The sequence below is a fragment of the Flagellimonas algicola genome, assembly GCF_005937185.1.
GTDB classification, from domain to species: Bacteria; Bacteroidota; Bacteroidia; order Flavobacteriales; family Flavobacteriaceae; genus Flagellimonas; species Flagellimonas algicola.
On sequence record NZ_VCNI01000002.1, the window covers coordinates 269971 to 293182 of the forward strand.

Consider the following 23212-nt stretch of genomic DNA (forward strand, 5'->3'; position numbering starts at 1 on the left):
AAAATTTAAATGTGTTAAGAGCTATGAAAGAAAAAAGATTTAACTGCGAAAGAGCCCGTACCGTTAGCATCGTCGACACGATGGCAAAGCTAGGGCACTTTCCAGTTAGAGAAACGGAAAAAGAAGCTTGGTTTCTGAGTCCGTTCCGGTCAGAAACCCAAGCCTCTTTTAAGGTCTCCAAAACCCTGAATAGATGGTATGACCATGGAGAAGGCCTTGGAGGAAATATAATCGACCTTGTTTGCCGATTGAAAAGCTATGGTGTCAGGGAAACCTTGACATGGCTCCAAGGCCAAACAGGTTCTTTTTCTTTTCATCAGCCACCAACAGTTGTGAGAGAGAAGAAAATTAGTGTTAATGATATAAGGCCAATTAGTCATATGGCGTTGATTGATTACCTACAAAAGCGTCAAATCCCGTTGACCCTGGCCTATGGATATATCAAACAAGTACACTTTGGAATAGGTGAAAAATCCTTTTTTGCTCTGGGGCTACAAAACAAAATTGGAGGTTGGGAATTACGCAATTGTTTTCAAAAATATTGTGCATCTCCTAAGGCCATCACCATAATAGAAAATAACAATCCAAGCCTTACCGTAGTTGAGGGAATGTTCGATTTTTTATCGCTTTTGGTCATTCAACCCAAATGGTTCGCTGAATCCGATGTCCTTATTTTGAACTCTCTGGCCTTTGCTACAAAAGTCAATTCCATCCTAGAAAAATATTCCGACCTCAATCTAGCGTTGGACAATGACAGCGCAGGAGATAGAGCAACCCAATATTTAATCGGATTGTATCCAATAGCCGAAGACCGAAGAAATTGCTACGCTGGATTCAAGGATATCAACGAAAAATTGATGCATCATGGGCAGGAGTAATTTAGAAAAAGAATTTGATGCACTTGAAGCTGCAATACATGGTTGGGCGAAAAAAAATAACGTGCCAATTACCCAAGAAGAAACTGCACCTACTGTGACATTAACAGAGTTGACTGATGAGGCACGTAACCCGAAACGTAATTCTGTTAAGAATTCGAGATGTGTGTCTGTGGACACAATCTCGCCTGCTCCCGATGGTCGCAGGAAAAAAAAAGAGTCGTTTAAAGGGAAAAACCAGTTGGTGAAATTCCGTTGTACCAAGTATGAAAAAAAGCTGCTATTGGCCAAGGCCAGACTCTGTGGGTTGTCTTTAAGTGAATTCCTTCGCAGGGCAGCTATGGAACAAGCTACCGTTGAACGGTTATCTGATGAGGAAATCGAAATCTATCAAATGTTGGCCAAATACCACAACAACTTTAAATCGATTGGCAATATGTTCCGGAAGAAAAGTCCAAAGCTGACCGAGATGGTCTACGAAACTGCTAAGCAAATTAAGGAACATCTTAAAAGATTCAGCAAATGATAGGCAAGGGAAAATCCATATCACATACCCATGCCTCGATGGGTTATGGTTGGAACCAAGAAAAGAATGCCGAAGTGGTGCTCAGACAGCACTTGGTAGGAGAAAACCCCAAAGAGATTACCGAAGAATTTAAACGCATACAGGAATTGAACCATAACTGTGAACGCAACACACTATCTTTTGTACTCAGTCCGACAATCAAAGATGGGCAACGTCTAAAAAAACAAGAGCTTGAGAGGGTCGCCAAGGAGTTCATGGAGAAAATGAAGCTTGGTGAACGACAAGCCATTGCATTTGTCCATCGGGATAAAGAACATACCCATATCCATTTATATGTGAACCGCATTGATTTTAAAGGGATAGCTTACAATGACAGCTTTATTGGCAAGCGGAGTCAAAAGGCCGCTGAAAAAACCGCAGAAACATTACAATTGACCACGGTTAAGCAAGTAAAAATGGAACGGGAATTCCAGACCAAAGAATTGCGCAATGAAATTAAACGAAGGCATGAATTGACCCTAAGACATCAAAAACCTGAAAACTATCAACAGTATCTCGAGGGCATGAGGGCCAATGGGGTTGTAGTCATTCCCAGCATCAATAAACAAGGTAAACTCCAAGGATTTCGATTTGAATTTCAAGGACACAGTTTTAAGGGAAGTGAGATACATAGAAACATGGGCATGGCTGGAATTGGAAGGGAACTAACACGTTACAATGTTCCAAATAGAATCATCTCACCAAAGAACACTATCAAATTGTTGGACAAAGTGATCCCGGTTCCTCAGAAGTTGGCAATATCCCTTGCCAAAAAAGCAATCAAGAAATCCATTGACCTAGGAATGGGTATTTAAATTCTATGCCATGAATAAACTTGAGACAATCACACAACTTTTGGTCAATGAGCTGACCGATTTTGAGGCCAACGTTAAGCGACTGGAAAATGGTCTACAGAGGGCCGAGGATTTAAGGGTCAAGTTTGACCTGGCTCCCATTGACAACTTAGTATCTGAACTAAAAAGTTTTCAGCAAAAGGAAACGGAAGATCGGGAAGCTTATGTAAATAAATTAGACCGAAAATTAGAAAATGCTAAGATACATCCGAAATGGGCAGTGATCACCTTTATCTGTTCCATGGTGGTTTCTACAGGATCAATTTTGTTTGGCTATATCCAATACCAATCCAATCAGGACATAAAAAAAGAAGCGTATAACCAAGGGATAGAAGCCTATCAAGCGCATTTGAATACGTTTTTTGAAGAGCATCCAAAAACCTATGAGGTTTATAATAATTGGAACAAAAACAATAAGTAATTCCTGATTATTTCAAATACACTAAAAAAAGTAATTCTTGTTCATGTTCTTATTACGTGCACAAAAAAATCAAATATTTGTGCATTAGATAGCTCATGTGCACAAAAAAAGTTGTTTCTTGTATAGTAAAGCAAAAACAATTAGTTGGAAACACAAATTCAAATACCTTTTCTACCGCCAAAAGTTCAAATAGAGACGGTTGCTGTATTGAAAAACTTAAATGCAGCAAGCCGTGCCCTGGCACAATTAAAGGGAGAGGTAAAAAAGATACCTAATTCGCAGATACTCATAGATACCATTTCATTACAGGAGGCAAAGGACAGTAATGAAGTTGAGAATATTGTGACTACCGATGATGAACTGTACCAAGCTGCCATCGAAACCAAAAACATATCGCAAGCCGCTAAGGAGGCACAAAATTATGCTCAGGCTCTAAAGTTGGGATTTCATATTATACGGGAAAAAGGCGTGCTGAGCATTAACGACATCAAAAGGATACAAGAGCTTGTTTCGCCCAACCATCCTATTAGAAAAGTACCTGGAACAGTTTTAAAAAATCCGAAGACCCAAGAAGTGGTATATACACCACCCCAACAATACAGTGAGATTGTAGCCTTGTTCAACAATTTGGAGATCTACATCAACGACCCTAAATTACATCAAGTAGATCCTTTGCTTAAAATGCCCATCGTGCATTATCAATTTGAGAGCATCCACCCTTTTTATGATGGTAACGGTAGAACTGGCAGAATACTGAATATGCTTTATTTGGTACATCAAAACCTATTGGACATCCCTGTTTTGTATTTGAGTAGCTACATCATTAAAAACAAAGCGGACTATTACAGATTATTACAAAAGGTGCGAACAGATGAAAGCTGGGAAGAATGGCTACTTTGGATGTTAAAAGGCATAGAAATTACTGCTAAAGACACTATTGTGGTAGTCAACAATATCAAACATTTAATGGATGACTACAAACAGAAGATACGACGTGAATTCAAGTTTTATAGTCACGATTTAATCAATACACTTTTTAAGCATCCCTACACTAAAATTGATTTTTTAGAGCGTGAACTTAACGTACATAGAAACACCGCAAGCAGCTATTTGAATGCGCTTGCCCAACACGAAGAACAGTTTTTGACCAAGTTAAAAATTGGGAAGAGCAATTATTTTATAAACCACAGATTGCTTCAAATATTAAAAAGTAGATAATTGGGAATAGAATCAAAATTCTTTCCAAAATAGTTCGTAGTGCAATAGGTATAAATCTAAAAGCTAACTGAGGACTTTTTTGATTGGACAAAAACCCCAACTTTTTTACAGGAAAACCCCAAATAACAATTGTCATTTTTTAATGCGACTTGGTTTGGTTATTTTGGTGATAACATTGAAATCCCCCTTTAATTTAGAGAATTGTTTATGCCAGAGTGTATCGAATGTGCGGCTTATACCAAATTTAAAAATGGGCTATGTAGTGATTGTTACAATAAGCAAAATGGAAACCCTTGGGTTTCAGGAGTGATTAAAGGAAGAATAGCAGAGACCATTGTTGAGGGTTTTTCTCAGATGAAATCGGATTTGGAAAGTGAAAAACGTTCCATGCAACGTATTTGGAAACAGAGGGAGCGCCAAATTGAAAAGGTCATCACCAACACCATTGATATGTATGGTTCAATAAAAGGTATTGCGGGTAATGCCATACAGTCTGTAAAAGCATTGGAACTAGGTAATGGTGATGATGATTTTGATGACGATTAACTTTTCTTCACTTTAGTAGTTTTTCGAGTTAATTACCAATTTTTGAGTATAAACTCGAATTTTTCCTAATTGATTTTTGATTATTTCCTAAATAATCTATAGGGCTCAAATGGTATCAAAAAAGGTGAATTTACGGAACTACTAAAAAGGACGGTAAATGGAACTGGTAATGATTTAAAGAAGTACCCAATCTCTCTGTGCCGAAAATTGGCCGTTTTGCGGAACCAAACCAATTGTAAACCTCATTCATTCATCCTTAAGGCAATCTACAGGATTTCTATTGGCCGCTCGTATGGCTTGACTCCCCACGGTCAACATAGCTACCAATAAGGCCATTCCACCGGCGCCAAGAAAGTGCCAAATTTTTAGCGGAATATGATAAGCAAAATTGGATAACCAATTATTAGTCACCAAATAGGCTATGGGTAAGGAAATAAGTGTAGATATTAAAATCAGTTTGGCGAATTCACCAGAAAGCATTATTGTGACCTGTGCAGCGGTCTGTCCCAAAACCTTTCGAATACTGATTTCCTTTCCTCTCCGTTCTGCCGTATGCAAGGACAATCCAAAGAGTCCTAGACAGGAAATGATTATTGCAATTATTGTAAAGTATTCGGACAAGGTGGCAACAAGCTGTTCAGAGGTATAGATGTCCTGATAATTGTCATCCAAAAATGTGAATTCAAAAGGAACTCCTTGGTTATATTCCTTGTAAAAATCCTCAAGCCTGCTCAAAGTCTCTCTTTCTGTACCAGCTCTGAGCTTGACCATAACTTTCGAATTTTCGGGACTTATCATTATAAAGCAAGGCTTTACATTTTCATGTAGCCCTTCAAAATGGAAGTCTTTGGTCACCCCCACAATTTTACGCTCTCCGCCGAACACTCTAATTGTTTTTCCAATGGGGTCAGTAAGCCCCATACTTTTAATGGCTGTCTCATTAAATATGATATTTGTGCTGTCCGTATTAAATTCCCTAGAAAAAGTTCTTCCATCCACAATTTCAATGCCCAGGGTTTTAATAAAGTCATATCCACCGCCTAAAATTGCAAAGTCAATACTTTCATTTGTTCCTTTCCCCTCCCAATCCACTCCCCATGTGCCGCCATACCCCCCTACCATGTCAGTCGTATAATCCGAGGCATTTACAACGCCGGGTACGTTCTTTATTTCGGATAGGAAGGTATCCATTCTTTCAATCATACCTTTTCCTTCCTTTTCAAAGGAAATAATGTTGTCCTTATCATAACCCAGATACTTCGATTGGAGGAAATCCATTTGTTGGTATATCACCAATACAGATACGATGAAAATGATTGTTAATATAAATTGAAATATAACCAACCCCTTTCGAGCCCAAATTTCCCCAAAAGAGGTATCGAGTTTTCCTTTTAATGTAACCGCCGGCTTGAAATTCGAAAGGTACAACGCAGGATAGCTACCGGAAACGATACCAGTGAACAAGGTGATTCCGAGAACCAATAAAATAAAACCTATACCAAAATCCAATGTAAAGTCCTTATTGGTAATTTCATTGAATTGCGGAAGGCATAGACTCACAATAAACAAAGCGACAGGTAGGGAAAGTAAGGCCATGTAAGTGGATTCTCTTAAATATTGAAAAATCAATGTTCTTCGATTTGCTCCAACTACTTTTTTTAGTCCGATCTCCTTTGTTCTTCCTAAAGCTTTTGCCGTGGAGAGATTCATAAAATTGATACATGCGATGGTCATTATGATCAGACCAATAATCGAAAAAAGAATGACATAGTTAATCCTACCTCCGGATTGTATTCCATTTTCATAATGCCCGTATAGATACTTACTAGAATATCGGCGTAGAAACAGGGTTCCAATCCAATCTTGACCTTTGGGCTCGTAATCTAATTGCATTTTAGACCGTACCAAGCCTTTGATTTTAGAATTAAACAGATTAACATTTACGTTTTCCTTTAATGTCAAGAATACCTGAACTCTATTGCTAATCCAATTATCGGATTCCGAATCCACACTTGAAAGGAACAGTTCGTTGGTTAGCAAAAAATCAAAATCCTCGGAAGAACGATACCCTGATTTTTTAAAAACACCCGAGATGTTATAGGGGCCATTATATTTATCGTGATCCAAGTTAATGGTACGACCTATAATGTTATTGGTCTCGCCATATAGTTTGACTGCCATAATATCAGAGATAACTACATTATTTGTGCCTTGTAGCACCCGATCTTTATTACCCTGGATTAACGGGAAAGAGAACACTTTGAAAAAATCCTTACCGGCCGTTATGCCCTTGGCTTTTAAGCTCTTTTCATCCGTTGACAATATACTATTGAAATCGTCGGAAAAATTGACCGGTACAATATGTTTGATTTCCGGAAACTCCGCAGCGAGAGTAGGAGCCAAAAGATTCGATTGGCTTTCCTTGGTCATTATATTCGCCGTGTTATCGTTTCTATTCCGCATTACCTGATAAGGTTGATCACCTTCTTCATGAAATTTATCCATGGATATTTCATCTGTTATCCATAACGCAATCATAAGAACACAAGCCAATCCTGTAGATAGACCTACAATGTTGATCACAAAAGTGCTTTTTTGTTTTTTGATGTTCCTAAAGAAAAGTTTGATGCTGTGTCTGAACATGATAAATACGTTTTGATTGCTATACTGTAGAGGCTCACTACGTATAAACTAGGATTCAACTGAAAAGTGATAAAGACTACTTCTTTAAAACCCAAATCTGTGCCAAATTTACAATCTACTTATAATCAATAATTTACATTTAAATTATTTCTTTTGGATGTATTATGATGTAAAATAAATTGACATGTTTTGTCCATTAAATTTACACTTAAGAGGCTTTATGGTATTTCAAAAGCAGATAGGAAAGTTGTACTACAAAACGAACCTCTATTGGGACTTTCTCTTTTTCTTCACATCGTTCTATTAATCGGCAGGTTAATGGAACCTAAGGGAAAGATTCTCAAATTCCAAAGAATCGTTCTTTTTACGGAACCATAAAAAAATGAAGGTAACGTCCAACATCGACAGCGTAGCAATCGAATGAGAGCAATGAATGTTTATGCATTGTAGTGAGCTGGCTTCCTATTTCTCAATTTTCTTTTAAGATTATCAGTCAGCAAAATTTTAGTACATCAATAAATGAGAAAATAGAACCAAGAGAATTACCGTCTTTATTTGTTAAAAACAATCTGTCCGCAGGAGATAATTTCAGAATCAAGTGGATTTACAGTAAATTTCATTCTTCCAATCCACTATAAACACAATTCCATCTTAAAATTGTCGTCTATGCACATCATTCCCGACCCTCTTCATTTTTAAAATCCGTGAGGGTCTTTCCATCATAACGGTACACTTGACTCTCCGGTCCCATAGCTCCAAACCAAATACTTCCATCTTTAGCTTCCAGAAGCCCCAAAAGTGCTCCTTCTTTTATTGACATAATTTCGGTTACTGTAGGATTTTCGTTGTACAAGGTCTCTGCATCATAACGTGAAAGTGCCCAGCCTTGTCCAGTCACACCACCAGTAGTCCAAATATTTCCCTTTTTATCTTCGATGATAGCATAAGCATCCCTTTGCGATACCTTCGTAAAGGTTCTGCCATCATAGCGCCAAAGACCATTGGCACCGAACCAAATACTGCCTTTTTTATCTTCGATTATTGACCAAACGTTGTTAAACGCTTTTCCATCTTCGTTTTTTAAAACGGTAAATGTTTTTCCATCATAAACGAACATATTTTCTCCTTGTGCACCAAACCAAAGCTTGCCGGTTTTGTCTTCAAGAAGTAAGCGAATATTGTTACTAGGAAATCCATCTTTGGTGGTAAAGGTCCGAAAAGATTTCCCATCGTAACGGCTTGCTCCGAACCAGATATTACCGGCTCTGTCTTCATAAATATGTAGCGCTGAACTAATGCCAGTCCCATCCTTTGCTTTAAAATGCTTAAAGCTTGTCTGTCCGGCAGGCTGGAAGTAAACACCAGAATCTTGGGAAGCCAACCAAAGGTTTCCTTTTCTATCTTCCAACACATCCCAGAAGGTCGGCCACTCTATTGTACTTGTCATATTGGTAAAAGATGTTCCATCGTATCGATAAACACCTACATAAGAAGCAATTAAAATGTCCCCGTTTTTTGCCTGCCTTACATTCCGAACCATACTCATAGGTATCTTCGAAGCGGCCGCCTCTTTAAGTTGAGACTCGGATAATCCTGACCTATGGCTCCTGTTATTTTGTTTTGGTACGCTTGTTTGGTTTTGTCCGCAGGAGGCATAAAAAATAAATATAAAGAGCAAACCAGATATGTATTTCATCATTTTCTTATGTTTAGTTCCAAGAATCCCAACAAAGCTACAAGTCTTTGTACTTGGCTTTAGTTATGCGTTTGTAAAAAAATGTAAAAGTTGTTTTCGAACGCTGTTTCAATTCCGCACAACAACGGAATATAGGTACCCCCTTAGGAAATTCTTTCCATAAAGAAAAAAATCGAGGATTTTTGGAGTGATTCTAGGTGGCTGGCTTTTGCTACAATAGTCTTATGAAATCAACATTTATAGGACATCACCAATTTCCCTTACTTGTTCTTTTTAATGGCCATATATTAGGACTTCTTAGGTTTGCTCTTCAAGTCTCATAAACTAAAAATGACTATTTTCTTTTTGGTAATCAATGTGCAGATTTGTCAAAGTTCTTATGGTACAGAACCTCAATTAGGGCTATCAATATTTTTAGATCTTCGTCGGTTTTGATTACCAGCTTGAGTTTTCCAAAATGCTTTTCAATGCTGGTTTTGTCCAAGAATTTGTTTTCGTCCGTGAAGTAGTTTGAATCTACATCCAACGCCTTTGCCAATTTGGCCAAGGTCCTTGCCGAAGGTTTAGAAAGTCCTTTCTCATATCGTCCAATTTGTGCAAGGGATATCCCAGAGATTTTCCCAAGGGTAGTTTGAGTCAGGTTATTTGCCAATCGTAGTTTTTTTAACCTATTCTTGATCATTTTTATTAATTGATACAAGTTTTTTCATTCCGTGTGTAAACTTTTTATGGACTTCAATATGTCATTCTAAGCCATGGGCCTTTTTTCCATTGACTTGTTTGTATTCATGTTTATATGTTAAACCGCAAGCCTCTATTTCCTTCAACTGTGGCTGAAGATGTTTCTTTAACAAATAATAGTTAGGGTCATTCATTCTTTAATGTTACCGATGGGTTTGCCATAGTAGCTCTAAGGGACTGGGGCAAAATTGAAAACAGTGCGATAAAAATCACCAGAAGTAGAGGGGCAATAAGCATCAAAGCATTCATTTTAACCCTGAAAGCATAATTTTCCAGCCAATTTTCGGCAATGAAATAAGTAATGGGTAGGGCAATTGTCCCAGATAACAGTACCAAGCCCAAAAGGCTGCGGGGAATAATCAACAAAGCTTGGATAATACTGGCCCCTAAAACCTTTCTAACACTTAGTTCCTTAGTTTTTTGAATGGCTATATGGGTGCCAAGACCAAATAGACCAAGACAAGCAATGATTATAGCCAAAATGGAAAAAACGAGACATATTTTCCCAAGTTTGATATCAGCCTGATATTGTTTGTTAAAATATTCATCCACAAAAAAGTACTTGAAAAGGTCGTTTGGAAAAAACTCCTGATACTTTGTCTCTATTATCGGAATTGAAGCATGCATATCGCTTTCAATGTTTATGGTCAGATAATCCACGAAATAAAAACCATCAAAATAAAGGAATACCAAGGGTTCATAGTCATTCTGCAGTGATTGCTGATGGTGATCGGCCACGACCCCTACTATTCTGGCCCGTCGGTCAATCGGGCCGAATTTATAGACAATCTGTTGATCCAATGCCATATCCGGCTCGATGAACCCCAATAGCCTCGCTGCAGTGTTATTCACTATTACCCTATGTCCAGATGGAATTGGCCCTTCTGGTCCAAAATATGCTGTGGCATCTTCCTTGGTAAAATTCCTGCCTGCCGTCAATGATATGGAGTAGGTGTTTAAAAAGTCATGGTCTATTCTCATAAACCTGGACGAAACCGCCAGTTCTCTTCTCTTATGTGCTTGCCTCACCGAATTGCCCCATTCAATGGCCTTACCTGGAATCTCATTTGACATGGAAACACTCTTGATTCTGGGATCCTTTATCAACTCCTGCTTGAAGGCTTCCACTTTTGTAATCAATGTGGAATCTGAATATGTCGGAGCCGATACCACCAAATTTTGTTGCGCATTAAAACCGAGATCCTGTTTTTGCATATACGAAAACTGATTGTAAACGATGGAGGTTCCAGCAATAAGGGTGATGGAGACAGTAAATTGTACCACTACCAGCACTTTTCTCAATCCCAATCCCTTTCCCATACTTTGGAAACTACCCTTTAGGACATGAGCCGGCACAAAGCTGGAAACCACAAAAGCAGGATAAAGGCCTGCAAGAATACCCCCTCCCACAAAAAGCGAAATCATAATAACCCACACCTTCCTATTGATCCACATATCCATGGACAACACAGCAACTCCAACCAACGAATTCACGAAATGCATTGAAATAATAACCAAAAGTATGGATAAGAGCATCGCAAAGAAATTGACAATCAACGATTCAACTAAAAATTGCCTGATCAACATGCCCCTATTCGCCCCAACAACTTTCTTAAGCCCTACTTCTTTGGCCCTTTCCATGGATTTCGCAGTGGAAAGATTGATGAAGTTAATAATTGCTATGGCAATGATAAATACAGCAACGATAAATAAAAAAGATAGGGCTAGTTGACTATTATTGGGCGAAATTTCCTTGTGAAGGTTGGATTTCAAATGAATGTCCCTCACAGGTTGAAGTCCAAAACTGGCCTTAAACCCATACTCCTCCATGATCTCCGTAAGGTACTTTTGCGCCAGTGCGGGAAACTTTGATTCCACCACCTTGGGATCCGTACCGGGTTTCAGTTTAACATAATTGTAGAATTCGGGCCAAACCCAACTATTCGTAAAGTCCCCGCCCAAACCAAAGGAAGTGTAGGATACTACCATTCCCAAGGGTAAGTGGGTATTTTGGGGAGCTTCTTCAAAAACACCTGTCACTTTTAAGGCAAAGCCATCGTTCAATTTGATTTCTTTTCCCAAGGGGACTTCATTTCCAAAAAACCGCTTGGCAACATTAGCGGATAAAATGATAGTGTTTGGTTCATTTAATGCAGTTTTTGGATTGCCCTGGGCAAGGGATATGTTGAACATATCTATTATGGATTGGTTGGCAAAATAGAGATGGTCATCCTTAATGTCCGATTTGATTTTTTCACCAAATTCGTTGGTGTATGAAAGTATGACAGTACCCGAAAAAACAAGGGACTTATCGGCAATTATGGTATAATCTTCCACTTCTGGAAATTCCTCTTTTAGTGTAGGCCCAACCGCAGGGTGATTTGTTGCGGAAGAACTAAAGCCTTTATCGCCATGATTTGTAGTTAAGGTTACCCTGTACATGTCATCAGCTTCCGAAAGGTATGAATCGTAACTCTTTTCAAAAACGGTGTAGCGTGTAAGTATGAGGAAAGCCGCAATTCCAATGGCCAGGCCAAATACGTTAATAGCTGAAAAGAGTTTGTTCTTTTTGAAAAATCTCCAGGCAATCTTCAGGTGGTTTGTGAACATATCATTATTTTTCTAATTGATTGGTTACCCCTCCAACCGTGCATTGGCAAGGATAATATCGATATCAAAGGTTCCTTGAGGTGATTTGACCGGGGCTTCTTTTCCTTCCTTTGTCTCAGTCAATAACCTGTAAAAAGGTAATTATGGAAAAGAGCAACAATAGGATTTTTACGAGGGCCTTTATCATTTCTAGTTTTTATCGATTACTTGATCAAGGTAGGAATGATAGCGCTTGGAGAGAAAAAAGTTCTACTACCACGGAGAACAAATGGACAAACCTTGGGAACTTGTCTACATATTGCTAAATCAAGTAATTTTTCTTTTTTAGGAATTCAAAAAACGAATCCTTAAAGCCTTCACTGATAGGGATCAACCGTTCGTTTATTTTGATCCTATTTCTTTCGATGCTCTCGATTTTATCAATTGCCACGACAAACGATTTGTGCACCCTTACAAAATTGGTGTTTGGAAGTAAGTCCAAAATCTTTTGAAAAGACATTAGGGTCATTATTTTTTTGTCTTTCATGACCAGGGACAAATAATCTTTCATTCCCTCAACATATAAAAGATCATCAAGATCAACACGTTCCATCCGGTACTCTGTTTTTATGAAAACAAAGCTTTTGCCCTTCTTGTGATCATTTTTCAGTTTAGCGGAAACATTGTCAACCGCTTTTAGGAACCGATCGAAACCATAGGGTTTCAATAAGAAATCCGTTACCCTGTGTTCGTAGCCCTTCAGGGCGTATTCACTATAGGCCGAAGTAATAATGACTTGAGGAACTTCCTTCAAACAACCCAGAAATTCGATTCCATCGAGTTGTTTCATTTGGACATCCAAAAATATTAGATCGATATCGTTGTCCTGCAGATAGTTCAAAGCATCTATTCCATTGTCAAAGGTTGCTTTCAAGGAAAGCAAGTCCAACTGCTCAATATATCGTGTCAGTTTTTCCACGGCCAAAGGCTCGTCCTCAACAATTGCGCAATTAATTGTCATAGCTTGGAATTGTCAAATTTACGGTATACGTATTGTCTTTTCGGGTAATTTTAAGCCCATAATCGTCTTTATAGATCAAACCCAATCTTCTTTTGACAGTTTTTAAACCGATTCCGGACCATTTGTCCTTAGAACTATCGTTGCTATCATAACTATTTTGACAACAAAGTTTTACCTTATTCTCACCAATCTGGACCCTAATGTCTATCCCGCAGTTCTCACCAACAGGGCTATAATGTTTAAAGGTATTTTCTACAAATGGAATCAGCAACATGGGAGGGATTTCAATTGAACCGACTTTTCCAACTACACTAAAATTAATGGATTCTTTATCCTTGAACCGCTGTTTTTGTAAAAAAACAAAGTTCTCCAAATATTCTACCTCTTTGTCAAGGTTTACTTTACTTACTCCGGCCTCATATAACATATATCTCATAATGTCCGAGAGTTTGAGTAAAAGATCTGAAGCTTTTTTAGGTTGGTCGGCAATAAGTGAATCAATGTTATTGAGCGTATTGAATAAGAAATGAGGGTTGATTTGAAGCCTGAGCTGTGCCAGTTCACTCTCAAAACTAAGTTTCTCCAGTTGAATCCTAAGATTGTTTTGCTCAATCCACATAAAAAAACTCCTGAAAAGTACTCCAAACAAAGTTGGAAGAAGGATAAGGGCCAGGCTTTTAATGTAATTGGAAAAAATGAATGCTTGGTTATCCAGCCAAAGTAGTATGAGCGGAATTGAGATTATCAAACCCAGGGCAAGTAAATTCCATTGTACTTTGGATTTTCCATTGATCAATTTTGGGAACAGCGCATAAAAGATGTAAAATGGGCAGGCAAAAATTATAATTAGATAAAAAGCTATCGGGAAAATAACATCTGTTGGAACCACCCCATACTCGGGCTGCGCTATGTCCATTACAAAATTTGTTATAAGAAGGGCGATTGAATAAAGTAATGCCCAAAGGGAAAAATGGATTAACAATATAACGGACCTTTTCATTATTTTTTATTTTATGTTCTGGCTCAAAGGAAGGTTTTTCCATTCAAATGTTAAAAAAGAATATACTCATATTCAATTTACATCCACGAGTTCTGGAAAAGCTTCTACAACCACCTTTTTATCCTTACCATGACCATATTTTAAGGGCAGCAAGGAGTAATGTGGTTCAAAGTTTACGGATTGAATAAGATTTTGGTGTTGAAGAACAGTAGTTTTTGTGATTTCCATAATACGTATTATAAAGTCACGAGAAACGAACCTTTTTCGGCACTATGAAAATTCAGCTATAGTTAAAAAGCACTTCCACGGCATCATCCACAATTTCATTGCCCAGTTCCTTGAGGTAAACTTGGGTAATCTTTATATCTGCATGCCCAAGGGATTCCCCAATAATATCAGTGGCCACTCCTTTTTGTTTAAGGCAATTGGCATAACTATGCCTGGCAACATATGAGCTTAAGGCTTGATTGATACCACAGAGATTGGCTATTTCTTTCAAGCCCTTATTGTATTGGGCCAAAGTTTTCTTTTTACGATGGTCTAACTGTAATGGTGTTAAATCGTTGTATAAGAGGATTGGAAAAATATACTTTGTCCCTAGAGAGTTTTCTCGATAATAATCTAAAATAGCTCTCAAGGGTGGATTGATCTTTACAGATAACGGGCGTTTTGTTTTATTGCGGATATATCTAATTCGCTCTCCATGGATGTCGCTCCATTTCAGTTCAATCATATCCGCAAAGTTCATGCCCCTGGAGTAAAAACTGAACATGAAATAATTTCTGTGATCGACCAGATGTGGATACTCGTTTAAATCAAGATTGTGAATCTTATTAATCTGTTCCAAATTCAAGGCTCTCTTAATGCCTTTCCCTTTTAGTCTTGATATTTTATAAATATGGAAAGGGTGTTTTTCCACTTTGAAGATGTTCCGTTCTAAGGCTTTATTGTACATAGCACGGATCGTTCGCATTTTTACACCTATTCCGCCATCTGTACCACCCCGCGAACGCAAAAAAGCATCATACTTATTTAAAAAGGTAGCATCAATCTCTGAAAAACGAAGACTTTTAAAACCAATAAACCGTTTGATTGAGTTGGAGGCATCGTGATAAAGCTTTGCGTTACCCATTCTACCCGCTTCACGCATTTCCTGTATAATCTCGTCCCAAAACCTGAATACATCTTGTGAAGCTGGATTGGTATCTACTCGAAAGTGTTTATCAAAATCGTCAAGCGAAAAATCTTCTTTTTCAAGCTCCAGGTCATAATAGGTTTTTAAGGCTCGGTCTTTTATTTTCAATAGCACTCTATTCTTTTGGATATAATTCGCATTCTTTCCATTGAATGAACCAGTATCTTCGTTCCATTCCTCCAAAGTGGTATTCAAGGGAGTACGATAATATTTGGTTCTACGGTTTTTGGTCACCCTTAAAAAGATGGGAAATGAACCATTCGAAAGGGCTTTTTTTCTTAAAACAACTTTGATTGAAGACATACTTTTCTGGTTTTGGGTACAACATAGGTACAACAAATGGGTACTTAAATGTAATTCCAAGGAAGCTAAAAGAAAAGTGAAAAATCATAAAATACTGATTTTCAAAACAAAAGAAATTATATGCAACCATTTGAAAATCAATAATTTGCGACTGTCACGCAGGGGGTCGCGGGTTCGAGTCCCGTCCAGACCGCTTGGAATATTTCCAAATTTATCTAAAAGCCTGTAAATTAAATATTTACAGGCTTTTTTCATTTCCATTGACATCAAAAAACACCAATTTTAACTATATAAAAGGTGCCTAATTCGGTGCCTCTCAAGCTCTTCATTTTAGAGGCACCTTCATCGCTGTAATTGACTGTTTTATAATTTATTGCAAGGATTTGTTAACATTTATTTAAGACCCTTTTTTGTACCTTCAAAGTGTTAAATCAATCCTATTTTTATGTTTTCAACAGTCAATGTCATCTTTTACCCAAAGAGAAAGGTTGTAAAGCAACCCAAAAAGTCCATTATTTATGCCCGAATCACATTGGATGGTAAACGTGCAGAATTCAGTACAGGTAAGCAAATAGAGTTTTCCAGATGGGACACTGACAATTGTAGAGTTCGCGGTAAAGGCCCTGAGATACTGGTATTGAACCGATTTTTTGACACATTGAAAGCTAAGTGTATTTCCATTTATGATGAGCTAGTTCGTAACGGTGAATATGTGGATGCCGATACAGTGAAGAACATCTTTTTGGGCAAGGGCCAGAAACAGTATATGATCTTGGAAATATTCCAAAATCACAATAATGAAATGGAAAGTTTGGTGGGCAAGGAATATTCCGCAGGAACACTTCAACGATATAAAGCCGCCAAATCTCATATCTCAGATTACATAGTACACAAGTACCAAAAAAAGGACTTTCCTCTTAAAAAGCTCGATTATGAGTTTATAACGGGCTTTGATTACTTTTTAAAGAGCAAAAAAAAGTGTTCGCACAATACAGCGACCAAATATATCGTCAATTTCAAGAAAATTGTTCGCATCGCCTATGCCAACCAATGGATTGATCGAGACCCTTTCTTCCATTGGTCGGCAAGTTGGAAACAAAAAGAGCGGGAGTTTCTAACGCACGAGGAACTGGAATCGATGCTAAAGGAAGAATTTGAATTCGAAAGACTGGATACGGTACGAGACATGTTTTTGTTCTGCTGTTATACCGGACTGGCTTTTGCCGATATTGAAAAATTGACAAAGGATGATCTGGTCAAAGACATCAAAGGAAACAAATGGATCAAGACCAAAAGGAAAAAGACCAAGGTTTTGAGCAGTATTCCATTGTTGAGCATTCCAGAGGCCATAATCGATAAGTACAAAGAACATCCCAGAGTGATTGAAAAAAAGACGTTGCTTCCCGTTTATACCAATCAGCGAACCAACTCCTATCTGAAGGAAATAGCTACGGCATGTAAGATCAAAAAGACATTGACCACCCATTTGGCCAGACATACATTTGCAACGACCGTGACCCTTTCCAACGGGGTACCGATTGAGTCTGTGAGTAAAATGTTGGGGCACACCTCTTTGAAAACGACCCAAATATATGCCAAGGTATTGGACAGCAAAATTTCGGATGATATGGAAAAACTAAAAAATGATCCTGCCCTATTGGAGTTCGCCAAGTCCATTTGAGACCTATTTATTCACTTGCCCACAAGTTGTCCTGATTTGGGATACTTCAATTTAATTTGATACTGTTTGGAAAAATCAAAAAATCGAAATTTAAAAACTTCCCTGTTTAATAATTGTTTTATATAGTTTGTATATGTTTTATATAGTTTGTATATGTTTTATATAAGGTACCAGTGCTTGTCCAGTGCTTGTCCTTATTTGGGACGATACCGGTACAGAGCTTGTCCCAATTTCAAACTAGTTAAGTACATTTATTTTGATGTGATTTGGGTACCTAACCTACCTCTCTGGAAATGGTGTAGAGACCTATTTACTTACAATTAAACCCTATAAAACAAGATTTCTTATCAACTATCACTGCTCTTTGGGCTATAAAAATGTAATTTATAGCCCATTTTTTCGTTATTTTTGAGCTATAAAAGCTAAACATATAGCCCATGACAGCATTTAAATGGAACTGGCAACAAGAAAACTGGCCACAATTCACTTATGACGAAACAGTCTTAAAAGACCTGGAATATCAGTTTGTGCAAACGAGCGGTGTTGCCCTTGGTTCCATAAAACATATTAATGCAGATGACAAGAATGAACTTTTGATCGAGGTTCTGTCGGATGAGGCCCTAACCACTTCGGCCATTGAAGGAGAATATCTTGATCGTGGCAGTATACAAGAATCCATAAAAAAGAATCTTGGTCTTGAAACGGAAAGAAAAAAACTTCCACAAGCTGAATATGGTATATCGGAAATGATGGTCAACCTCTACCAAACATATGCAGAGCCTTTGTCCCATGAACAACTTTTTGAATGGCATCGAATGCTTACCACCGGTAGAAGGGATTTATCAGATATTGGAAAATATCGTGCTCATGACGACCCTATGCAGGTTGTTTCAGGGCGTTTGGATAAACCAACCGTCCATTATGAAGCTCCTCCCTCATCACAAATGACAAAGGAAATGGAAACTTTTGTTTCTTGGTTCAATGAAATCCATAGTGAAAACAAATCCAAAATGCTTCCATTGGCCAAGTCCGGGATAGCACATTATTTTTTTTTAGCTATTCATCCCTTTGAAGATGGTAATGGACGTATAGCCAGAGGACTTTCTGAAAAATCAGTGTCCATGGATTTGGGGAGATCAGCACTTATTTCATTGTCACAAACTATTGAATCCAATAAGAAGGCTTACTATTCTGCTTTGGAAGCCCATAATTTCAAATTAGATCTTACCGAATGGCTTGTGTATTTTGGAGAAACCATAATTACTGCTCAACAACATACGATTAGAACTATTGATTTTTTAATTCAAAAAGCAAGATTTTTTGACCGTTTCTCCCCATTAATGAATGACCGTCAACTTAAAGTGGTACAACGTATGTTCAAAGCAGGATATACAGGTTTTAAAGGTGGACTCAGCGCGGATAACTATATTAGCATTGCCCGCACTTCTGCATCAACAGCTACCCGTGACCTAAAGGACTTGGCAGACAAATCCATACTTGTCAAAACAGGAGAGCTCAAAGGCACCCGGTATTCACTAAACTTAGTGTATTAGGCAAAGAAAGTTCAAAAATATTTAAACGCTGATGCGGTGGAATTGGTAGGCACACCAAACTTAGGGTTTGATACCATGTGACATGGGATTAGATTCCCTTCTCCCGTACCAAAACTAAAAGTGCAATAAAACAAATATCAATTAGATTTGAATAAAGTGAAAGCACTTTTAGTACTACTCGGGAAACCAAAGCCTAGGCTGTAAGGCCTTGTTTTCAGATGTTTTAAGAGGGCAGGGGTTTTTACTCATCGGATAATAGGTGACTTCTTTTTTGAAAACAGCCAAATTCTTATTTAGATCAATTGGTTTGAAATTTTGACGGCCGTGTAAAACCTTATCGATGTGTTTGTTACATTTAACCAAAACTAATTGAATTCCTTGTAAAAATAAATTGAAGCTCGATTTTACTCAGTGAGTTCGGAGCAAATTGTGGAATAAATATCCGAATCAATTTTTCCTCGATATTGGCGATAATCTTTTTTCGAACATAGTTTTCGGACAAAAATATCTGAACCAATTTTCTCAATAATCACAAATTTATTTGTGCCATATCCCTCAGATAATTTAGCTGTATTCTCCTCGGACACAGTAAATGTATTTTGTCTCGAATTAACTCGCCACTCCAGTTTTTCAACCTTAATCGAGCAAGGATCTTGCGGCTGCTGAGGATTACAAGGTTCAAAAAGAATCACCTTTTTCTTCTTTAACCTCCCCACATAAAATTCCGATTGAGCTGTAATAATACTCGAAAATAATAAACAAAGACAGGTTACTAATAGGTACAGTTTGGACATAACATTATTTTTTATAATTTACATAGTTTTATTCTTATGCAACCACACTACGGATTTGGATATTTTATAGCCATCGCTATTTTAATTTCACAGAGGATTAGATGATGTCCCAATAATTTTAACCATCTCAACTCTAATTGCGCCTGTTCTATATGTATCCAAAAAAAGATTTTTCTAGACAATTGTTAATCGCAGGAGTTAATTTTCAAAATCACTAAAATATATGTTTTCATATGCTTCAAAAGGGACGGAGTCCAGTTCTAGAAGTTGCCAATCCATAATTTGGATAGTATCATTCTTATTTTGCAAAACGACAGAGGTCTTTTCATTTAATATTGGGGGAGCGGGTGGAGGTGGTAAATCCGAATTATCTTTTTCAAAAACAATATCAAATCTCTCTTGTTGGAAGTTTTGCAATAGAGTAAAAACATAAGTTTTCAGATTTTTTTTTGCCCTTGATTTAACCTTCAAAGTATCAAGGCGTCTTATGAGATGCTTTTCTGTTTTCTTTAATTTTTCCTGAAGATCTTGATAGAATTTACTTTCAGGATCTTTTTTCCAAATAATTCTTGTCCTATTAATTGGGACTGGTCTTGAGTTTTGAATATCAAAAAAAACTCGTGTGTATTCTGGTTCAGGTAGAACAACTTTCTCCATCTTAGAATCCTTACTGGAGTAATGAATGATAGATTTACTCATGTCAAAAAATATACCAACCTCAATTGGAATTTCAATTATAGATAACAATTTCTTTTTTGGCTTGTCATTTTTATATCCATAATAAAGATAGTTAGACTCATATTTAACGGTATGAAATTCGGTTATGTCTTTTATTTTTTCTGCGTAGAATGAGATTGGTGTCTCTTTGCCAAATCTTTTAAAAACATAATATCCTACTACACTTCCAATAATCAGACCTAATACGAGCAATAAAATTTGAACGGTTTTCATGTTCCAAAATTTATATTTACCTGAAATAATCTCTCTTTAAAGATTTTCCAGATTCTTTTTACTTGAATACTTAAACATACGACCTAATTTAGAGGTGTTAAATAAAGTAAAAGACAAATGAAGATATTAATACGTGAATTTCTATAAATTGTAATCGATTAAAAACCAATAACTTGGATGTAATGCAAAAGTCAAACAAAAACCTTAACAACCCTATGGTTTTCGAACAATTAGTGTAGTGAAATCACCTTGAATAATCATGGTTTTTCTATAATGTAATAATCGTGCCCCTTATCAATCTCCCAGCCCCGACAGCCCTCCTCCATCTCTCAATGCAGTTTCCTGATATACTTAAAGATCATCTAAGCTTTGTTAATCGACTAATAGAAAACATGAATTATAACTTATCCAATTCATTTGCATTTGTCCAGTGCGACAAAATGATCAATTCAAAGCTTTATTAAAGATGAATTGGTTTGAAAAGTTTTGCCAATTAAATGCACCTAGCGTTTACATTTTGTGTCCTGCTAGCAGGACGGAGAATGGAAAAGCAAGAGGGTAGCGCGCAAGCGCGGCGCTACTCATTCATTTTCCTTCGGAAAAGCCCGTTTTTTTTAAGGTTTTCCAAAATATTCATTGTTGGTGATTCTAACATTTTTTGTCGCAAAAATGCTCTCAGCCCAGTAAAGTCAATGAATTATTGTCACAAAAATGATTTTTGGAAAACAGGAAGAGGGTTTCTCTTTGCCAAAATTTTTAGTAGGTTGTGAATTCTGAAAATAATCCATTTTTCACGGAAAAAGGCTTTCAGCCCAATAGAACTAGGGCATTTTTAATGGAAAAATCGAAAAATAGTGATCTCCAAAGGTAAATTGATACTCTATGCATTCATAAAATTACCCTCTGATTTCCCTATTCATGTCCGTTCTTTTCTTCTCTGTAGAATCTGTTCAAGTGATCCATTAGGGCCTCTTCACCATTTGGCATCAAACGGTTGGCAACGATCAGTGCCTGACGGATATATACTTCTTCCCTTTTTTCCTGAACATCGTCCGTGCCCAGTTCTGGGTCAAGTGTCCTCATGGAAAGGTATACCAGTGCACGTACCGTCAACAATAGATCTGCATGGCCGTCAACATAAAAAAAGAAGGGTTGGAACTTTCCCTCAAAAAATGGGTGTGGAACCAATGTCGGGGTATGGTCGTTTGCATGGTGATTTAGATCATTGATCAATTTCTCTTCGTTTGGGTTCATGAGAGCATTGTTTATGGTTCAATCATTGACTGCCGATTCAGATAGCAGCTTTCCGATCTTATCCAGAAATTCCATTTCTTCATGTGGCACCAAGTCCAATATGTACCCCAATACTTCCCGTACATTGTGTTCGGGCTGTGGAACAGTTCGATTTGGAAAATTTTCCACTTCCAGTGCGGTAATACAGACCTTGATCAGGTTGGATATCATGAACGAGGTTTCCAGATAGCCCTCGGTTAACAGTTCTACGCTGTAAAGTTCCTTTTCAGGGTTATAGGGTCTCAAAGTGCAAAAGTGTTCTTCTTCCAAGTCCTTTAGTTTTTTAAACAGCGTCCCTTCACCTTTGTTTTTTTTGTTGTTTTGATCAGGTTGCAGCTTTTCCGAAGAAACTGGATTCTTCCCTTCGATTCGTTCCCTACAATTGGCAAGGTGCCTCTTGAAAATTGATTCCACTTCTTGGATAAACCCCTTTAGTTCCGATTGGATTCTTTGTATCTGTTCTTTGCCAATCTCAAATTCATTGCCGTAACGTGCCACACTGTAGGCATGTTCCAAGAGGAGCAACAGTTCGTTGTTGTCCAGCTTTGAGGTTTCAGGGAATGGACATAATGTAGGAAAGAATGGTCTGCAATAGTTGATATGGCTGATGATACTATGGGTCACCTTGCTCCTTCCAATGCACATCTGTTCGATGAACCGAAAGGCAAGTTCAAAGGCTTGGTGCATATTGAACGTGGCTATGGAATGGTCACCTTCCTTTATCAATATATCCGCAGTATTGGCAAAGACATTTACTTTTTTCATTTCGGAATCAAAATAACGGATAGCTCTATTGATCAGAGTTTTGTGGGCCATTTCCGAATAGTCCATGATGTTCTCGCCCTCGGGGTGGGCAAAGATTGTCTCCCCAAGACAACAATGTTCCAAGAAATAGAGTGCTCCCCTCTCAAGGCCAATTTCGGATTGGTTCTCTGTATAGACCCTAGTTCTGAAGTCAGGGTGTTCCTTTCCAATCTTTGAGACCAAGGAAAGTATTTCGTTCGGAAGTGGGTCGTTGTTGACATCCACAAAAAAAGTAAGGACATGGTATTCTGTATCACCTTCTTTTTGTTTTGCGGATAGAAAGACAGCGTCAATGGTTACTTTGTTCAGGATGCTATCTACCAAATTGGAAAGCTCTTCCGCCTTTTCAAAGTTTTCCGGTATGTTTGTACAGTGTGTCATTGGTTCGCTCTTTTAACGGGTTCGAGAATCGCTGACCATATTAAGACCACATTCCCAAGTATCTCACCATAGGCACTTGTATATTATT

Annotated in this window: 20 protein-coding genes; 8 read left to right on the forward strand and 12 right to left on the reverse strand. The window is 37.7% G+C overall.

The window, feature by feature from the left end:
* Positions 1–23: 23 nt before the first annotated feature.
* The 6 genes from FGG15_RS10160 to FGG15_RS20445 all read left to right on the forward strand — a co-directional run bounded on the left by FGG15_RS10160 (position 24) and on the right by FGG15_RS20445 (position 4479).
* Complete coding sequence (locus FGG15_RS10160) at positions 24–878, forward strand: toprim domain-containing protein (RefSeq protein ID WP_138835874.1); 855 nt, start codon at positions 24–26, stop codon at positions 876–878.
* Complete coding sequence (gene mbpA, locus FGG15_RS20300) at positions 865–1401, forward strand: mobilization protein MbpA (RefSeq protein ID WP_237561796.1); 537 nt, start codon at positions 865–867, stop codon at positions 1399–1401. Before FGG15_RS10160 ends, mbpA begins: the two co-directional genes overlap by 14 nt.
* Positions 1398–2255, forward strand: coding sequence for a relaxase/mobilization nuclease domain-containing protein (locus FGG15_RS10170; RefSeq protein ID WP_138835876.1), 858 nt, complete (start codon positions 1398–1400; stop codon positions 2253–2255). Before mbpA ends, FGG15_RS10170 begins: the two co-directional genes overlap by 4 nt.
* A 10-nt stretch (positions 2256–2265) precedes the next feature.
* Positions 2266–2715: a DUF6730 family protein gene (locus FGG15_RS10175; protein WP_138835879.1), complete on the forward strand. Its 450-nt coding sequence runs from the start codon at positions 2266–2268 to the stop codon at positions 2713–2715.
* A gap of 144 nt (positions 2716–2859) precedes the next feature.
* Positions 2860–3933 (forward strand): Fic family protein, encoded by a 1074-nt coding sequence (locus tag FGG15_RS10180; RefSeq protein ID WP_138835881.1) that lies wholly within the window; start codon positions 2860–2862, stop codon positions 3931–3933.
* A gap of 207 nt (positions 3934–4140) precedes the next feature.
* Positions 4141–4479 (forward strand): DUF2130 domain-containing protein, encoded by a 339-nt coding sequence (locus tag FGG15_RS20445; RefSeq protein ID WP_313790988.1) that lies wholly within the window; start codon positions 4141–4143, stop codon positions 4477–4479.
* 246 nt (positions 4480–4725) lie between these two features.
* Here the strand turns inward: FGG15_RS20445 and FGG15_RS10190 are convergent, their stop codons facing one another.
* The 8 genes from FGG15_RS10190 to FGG15_RS10220 form a co-directional block, all read right to left on the reverse strand.
* Positions 4726–7122 carry an ABC transporter permease gene (locus tag FGG15_RS10190; RefSeq protein WP_138835883.1) on the reverse strand — a complete coding sequence of 799 codons (2397 nt, stop codon included), beginning with the start codon at positions 7120–7122 and terminating at the stop codon, positions 4726–4728.
* Positions 7123–7795: 673 nt separating this feature from the next.
* Positions 7796–8821 carry a ligand-binding sensor domain-containing protein gene (locus FGG15_RS10195; RefSeq protein WP_237561797.1) on the reverse strand — a complete coding sequence of 342 codons (1026 nt, stop codon included), beginning with the start codon at positions 8819–8821 and terminating at the stop codon, positions 7796–7798.
* Between the two features lie 349 nt (positions 8822–9170).
* Positions 9171–9500 carry a helix-turn-helix domain-containing protein gene (locus FGG15_RS10200; protein WP_138835885.1) on the reverse strand — a complete coding sequence of 110 codons (330 nt, stop codon included), beginning with the start codon at positions 9498–9500 and terminating at the stop codon, positions 9171–9173.
* Positions 9501–9685: 185 nt separating this feature from the next.
* On the reverse strand, positions 9686–12169 hold the full coding sequence (locus FGG15_RS10205) for an ABC transporter permease (protein ID WP_138835887.1): 2484 nt from the start codon (positions 12167–12169) through the stop codon (positions 9686–9688).
* Positions 12170–12470: 301 nt separating this feature from the next.
* Positions 12471–13169: a LytR/AlgR family response regulator transcription factor gene (locus FGG15_RS10210; RefSeq protein WP_138835889.1), complete on the reverse strand. Its 699-nt coding sequence runs from the start codon at positions 13167–13169 to the stop codon at positions 12471–12473.
* Positions 13159–14085: a sensor histidine kinase gene (locus FGG15_RS10215; RefSeq protein WP_161991949.1), complete on the reverse strand. Its 927-nt coding sequence runs from the start codon at positions 14083–14085 to the stop codon at positions 13159–13161. The genes FGG15_RS10210 and FGG15_RS10215 overlap by 11 nt, the downstream gene beginning before the upstream one ends.
* A gap of 156 nt (positions 14086–14241) precedes the next feature.
* Positions 14242–14397, reverse strand: coding sequence for a hypothetical protein (locus tag FGG15_RS20090; RefSeq protein ID WP_161991950.1), 156 nt, complete (start codon positions 14395–14397; stop codon positions 14242–14244).
* Between the two features lie 52 nt (positions 14398–14449).
* Positions 14450–15667 (reverse strand): site-specific integrase, encoded by a 1218-nt coding sequence (locus FGG15_RS10220; protein ID WP_138835893.1) that lies wholly within the window; start codon positions 15665–15667, stop codon positions 14450–14452.
* Positions 15668–16112: 445 nt separating this feature from the next.
* On the opposite strand from FGG15_RS10220, the gene FGG15_RS10225 reads away from it, so the two are divergent.
* Together FGG15_RS10225 and FGG15_RS10230 are read left to right on the forward strand one after the other, a co-directional pair.
* A complete protein-coding gene (locus tag FGG15_RS10225) occupies positions 16113–17348 on the forward strand; it encodes a site-specific integrase (protein WP_138835895.1) in 1236 nt (411 codons plus the stop codon).
* Between the two features lie 437 nt (positions 17349–17785).
* A complete protein-coding gene (locus tag FGG15_RS10230; RefSeq protein WP_138835897.1) occupies positions 17786–18901 on the forward strand; it encodes a Fic family protein in 1116 nt (371 codons plus the stop codon).
* 404 nt (positions 18902–19305) lie between these two features.
* On the opposite strand, the gene FGG15_RS10235 is transcribed toward FGG15_RS10230, so the two are convergent.
* The 4 genes from FGG15_RS10235 to FGG15_RS10250 all read right to left on the reverse strand — a co-directional run bounded on the left by FGG15_RS10235 (position 19306) and on the right by FGG15_RS10250 (position 23124).
* Entirely contained in the window at positions 19306–19695 is a 390-nt protein-coding gene (locus FGG15_RS10235; protein ID WP_138835899.1) for a hypothetical protein, read from the reverse strand.
* A 198-nt stretch (positions 19696–19893) separates the two neighbouring features.
* Positions 19894–20646, reverse strand: coding sequence for a DUF4230 domain-containing protein (locus FGG15_RS10240; protein WP_138835901.1), 753 nt, complete (start codon positions 20644–20646; stop codon positions 19894–19896).
* A 912-nt stretch (positions 20647–21558) separates the two neighbouring features.
* Positions 21559–21900, reverse strand: coding sequence for a hypothetical protein (locus FGG15_RS10245; RefSeq protein ID WP_138835902.1), 342 nt, complete (start codon positions 21898–21900; stop codon positions 21559–21561).
* An 18-nt stretch (positions 21901–21918) separates the two neighbouring features.
* A complete protein-coding gene (locus tag FGG15_RS10250; RefSeq protein ID WP_138835905.1) occupies positions 21919–23124 on the reverse strand; it encodes a HEPN domain-containing protein in 1206 nt (401 codons plus the stop codon).
* Positions 23125–23212: the final 88 nt, after the last annotated feature.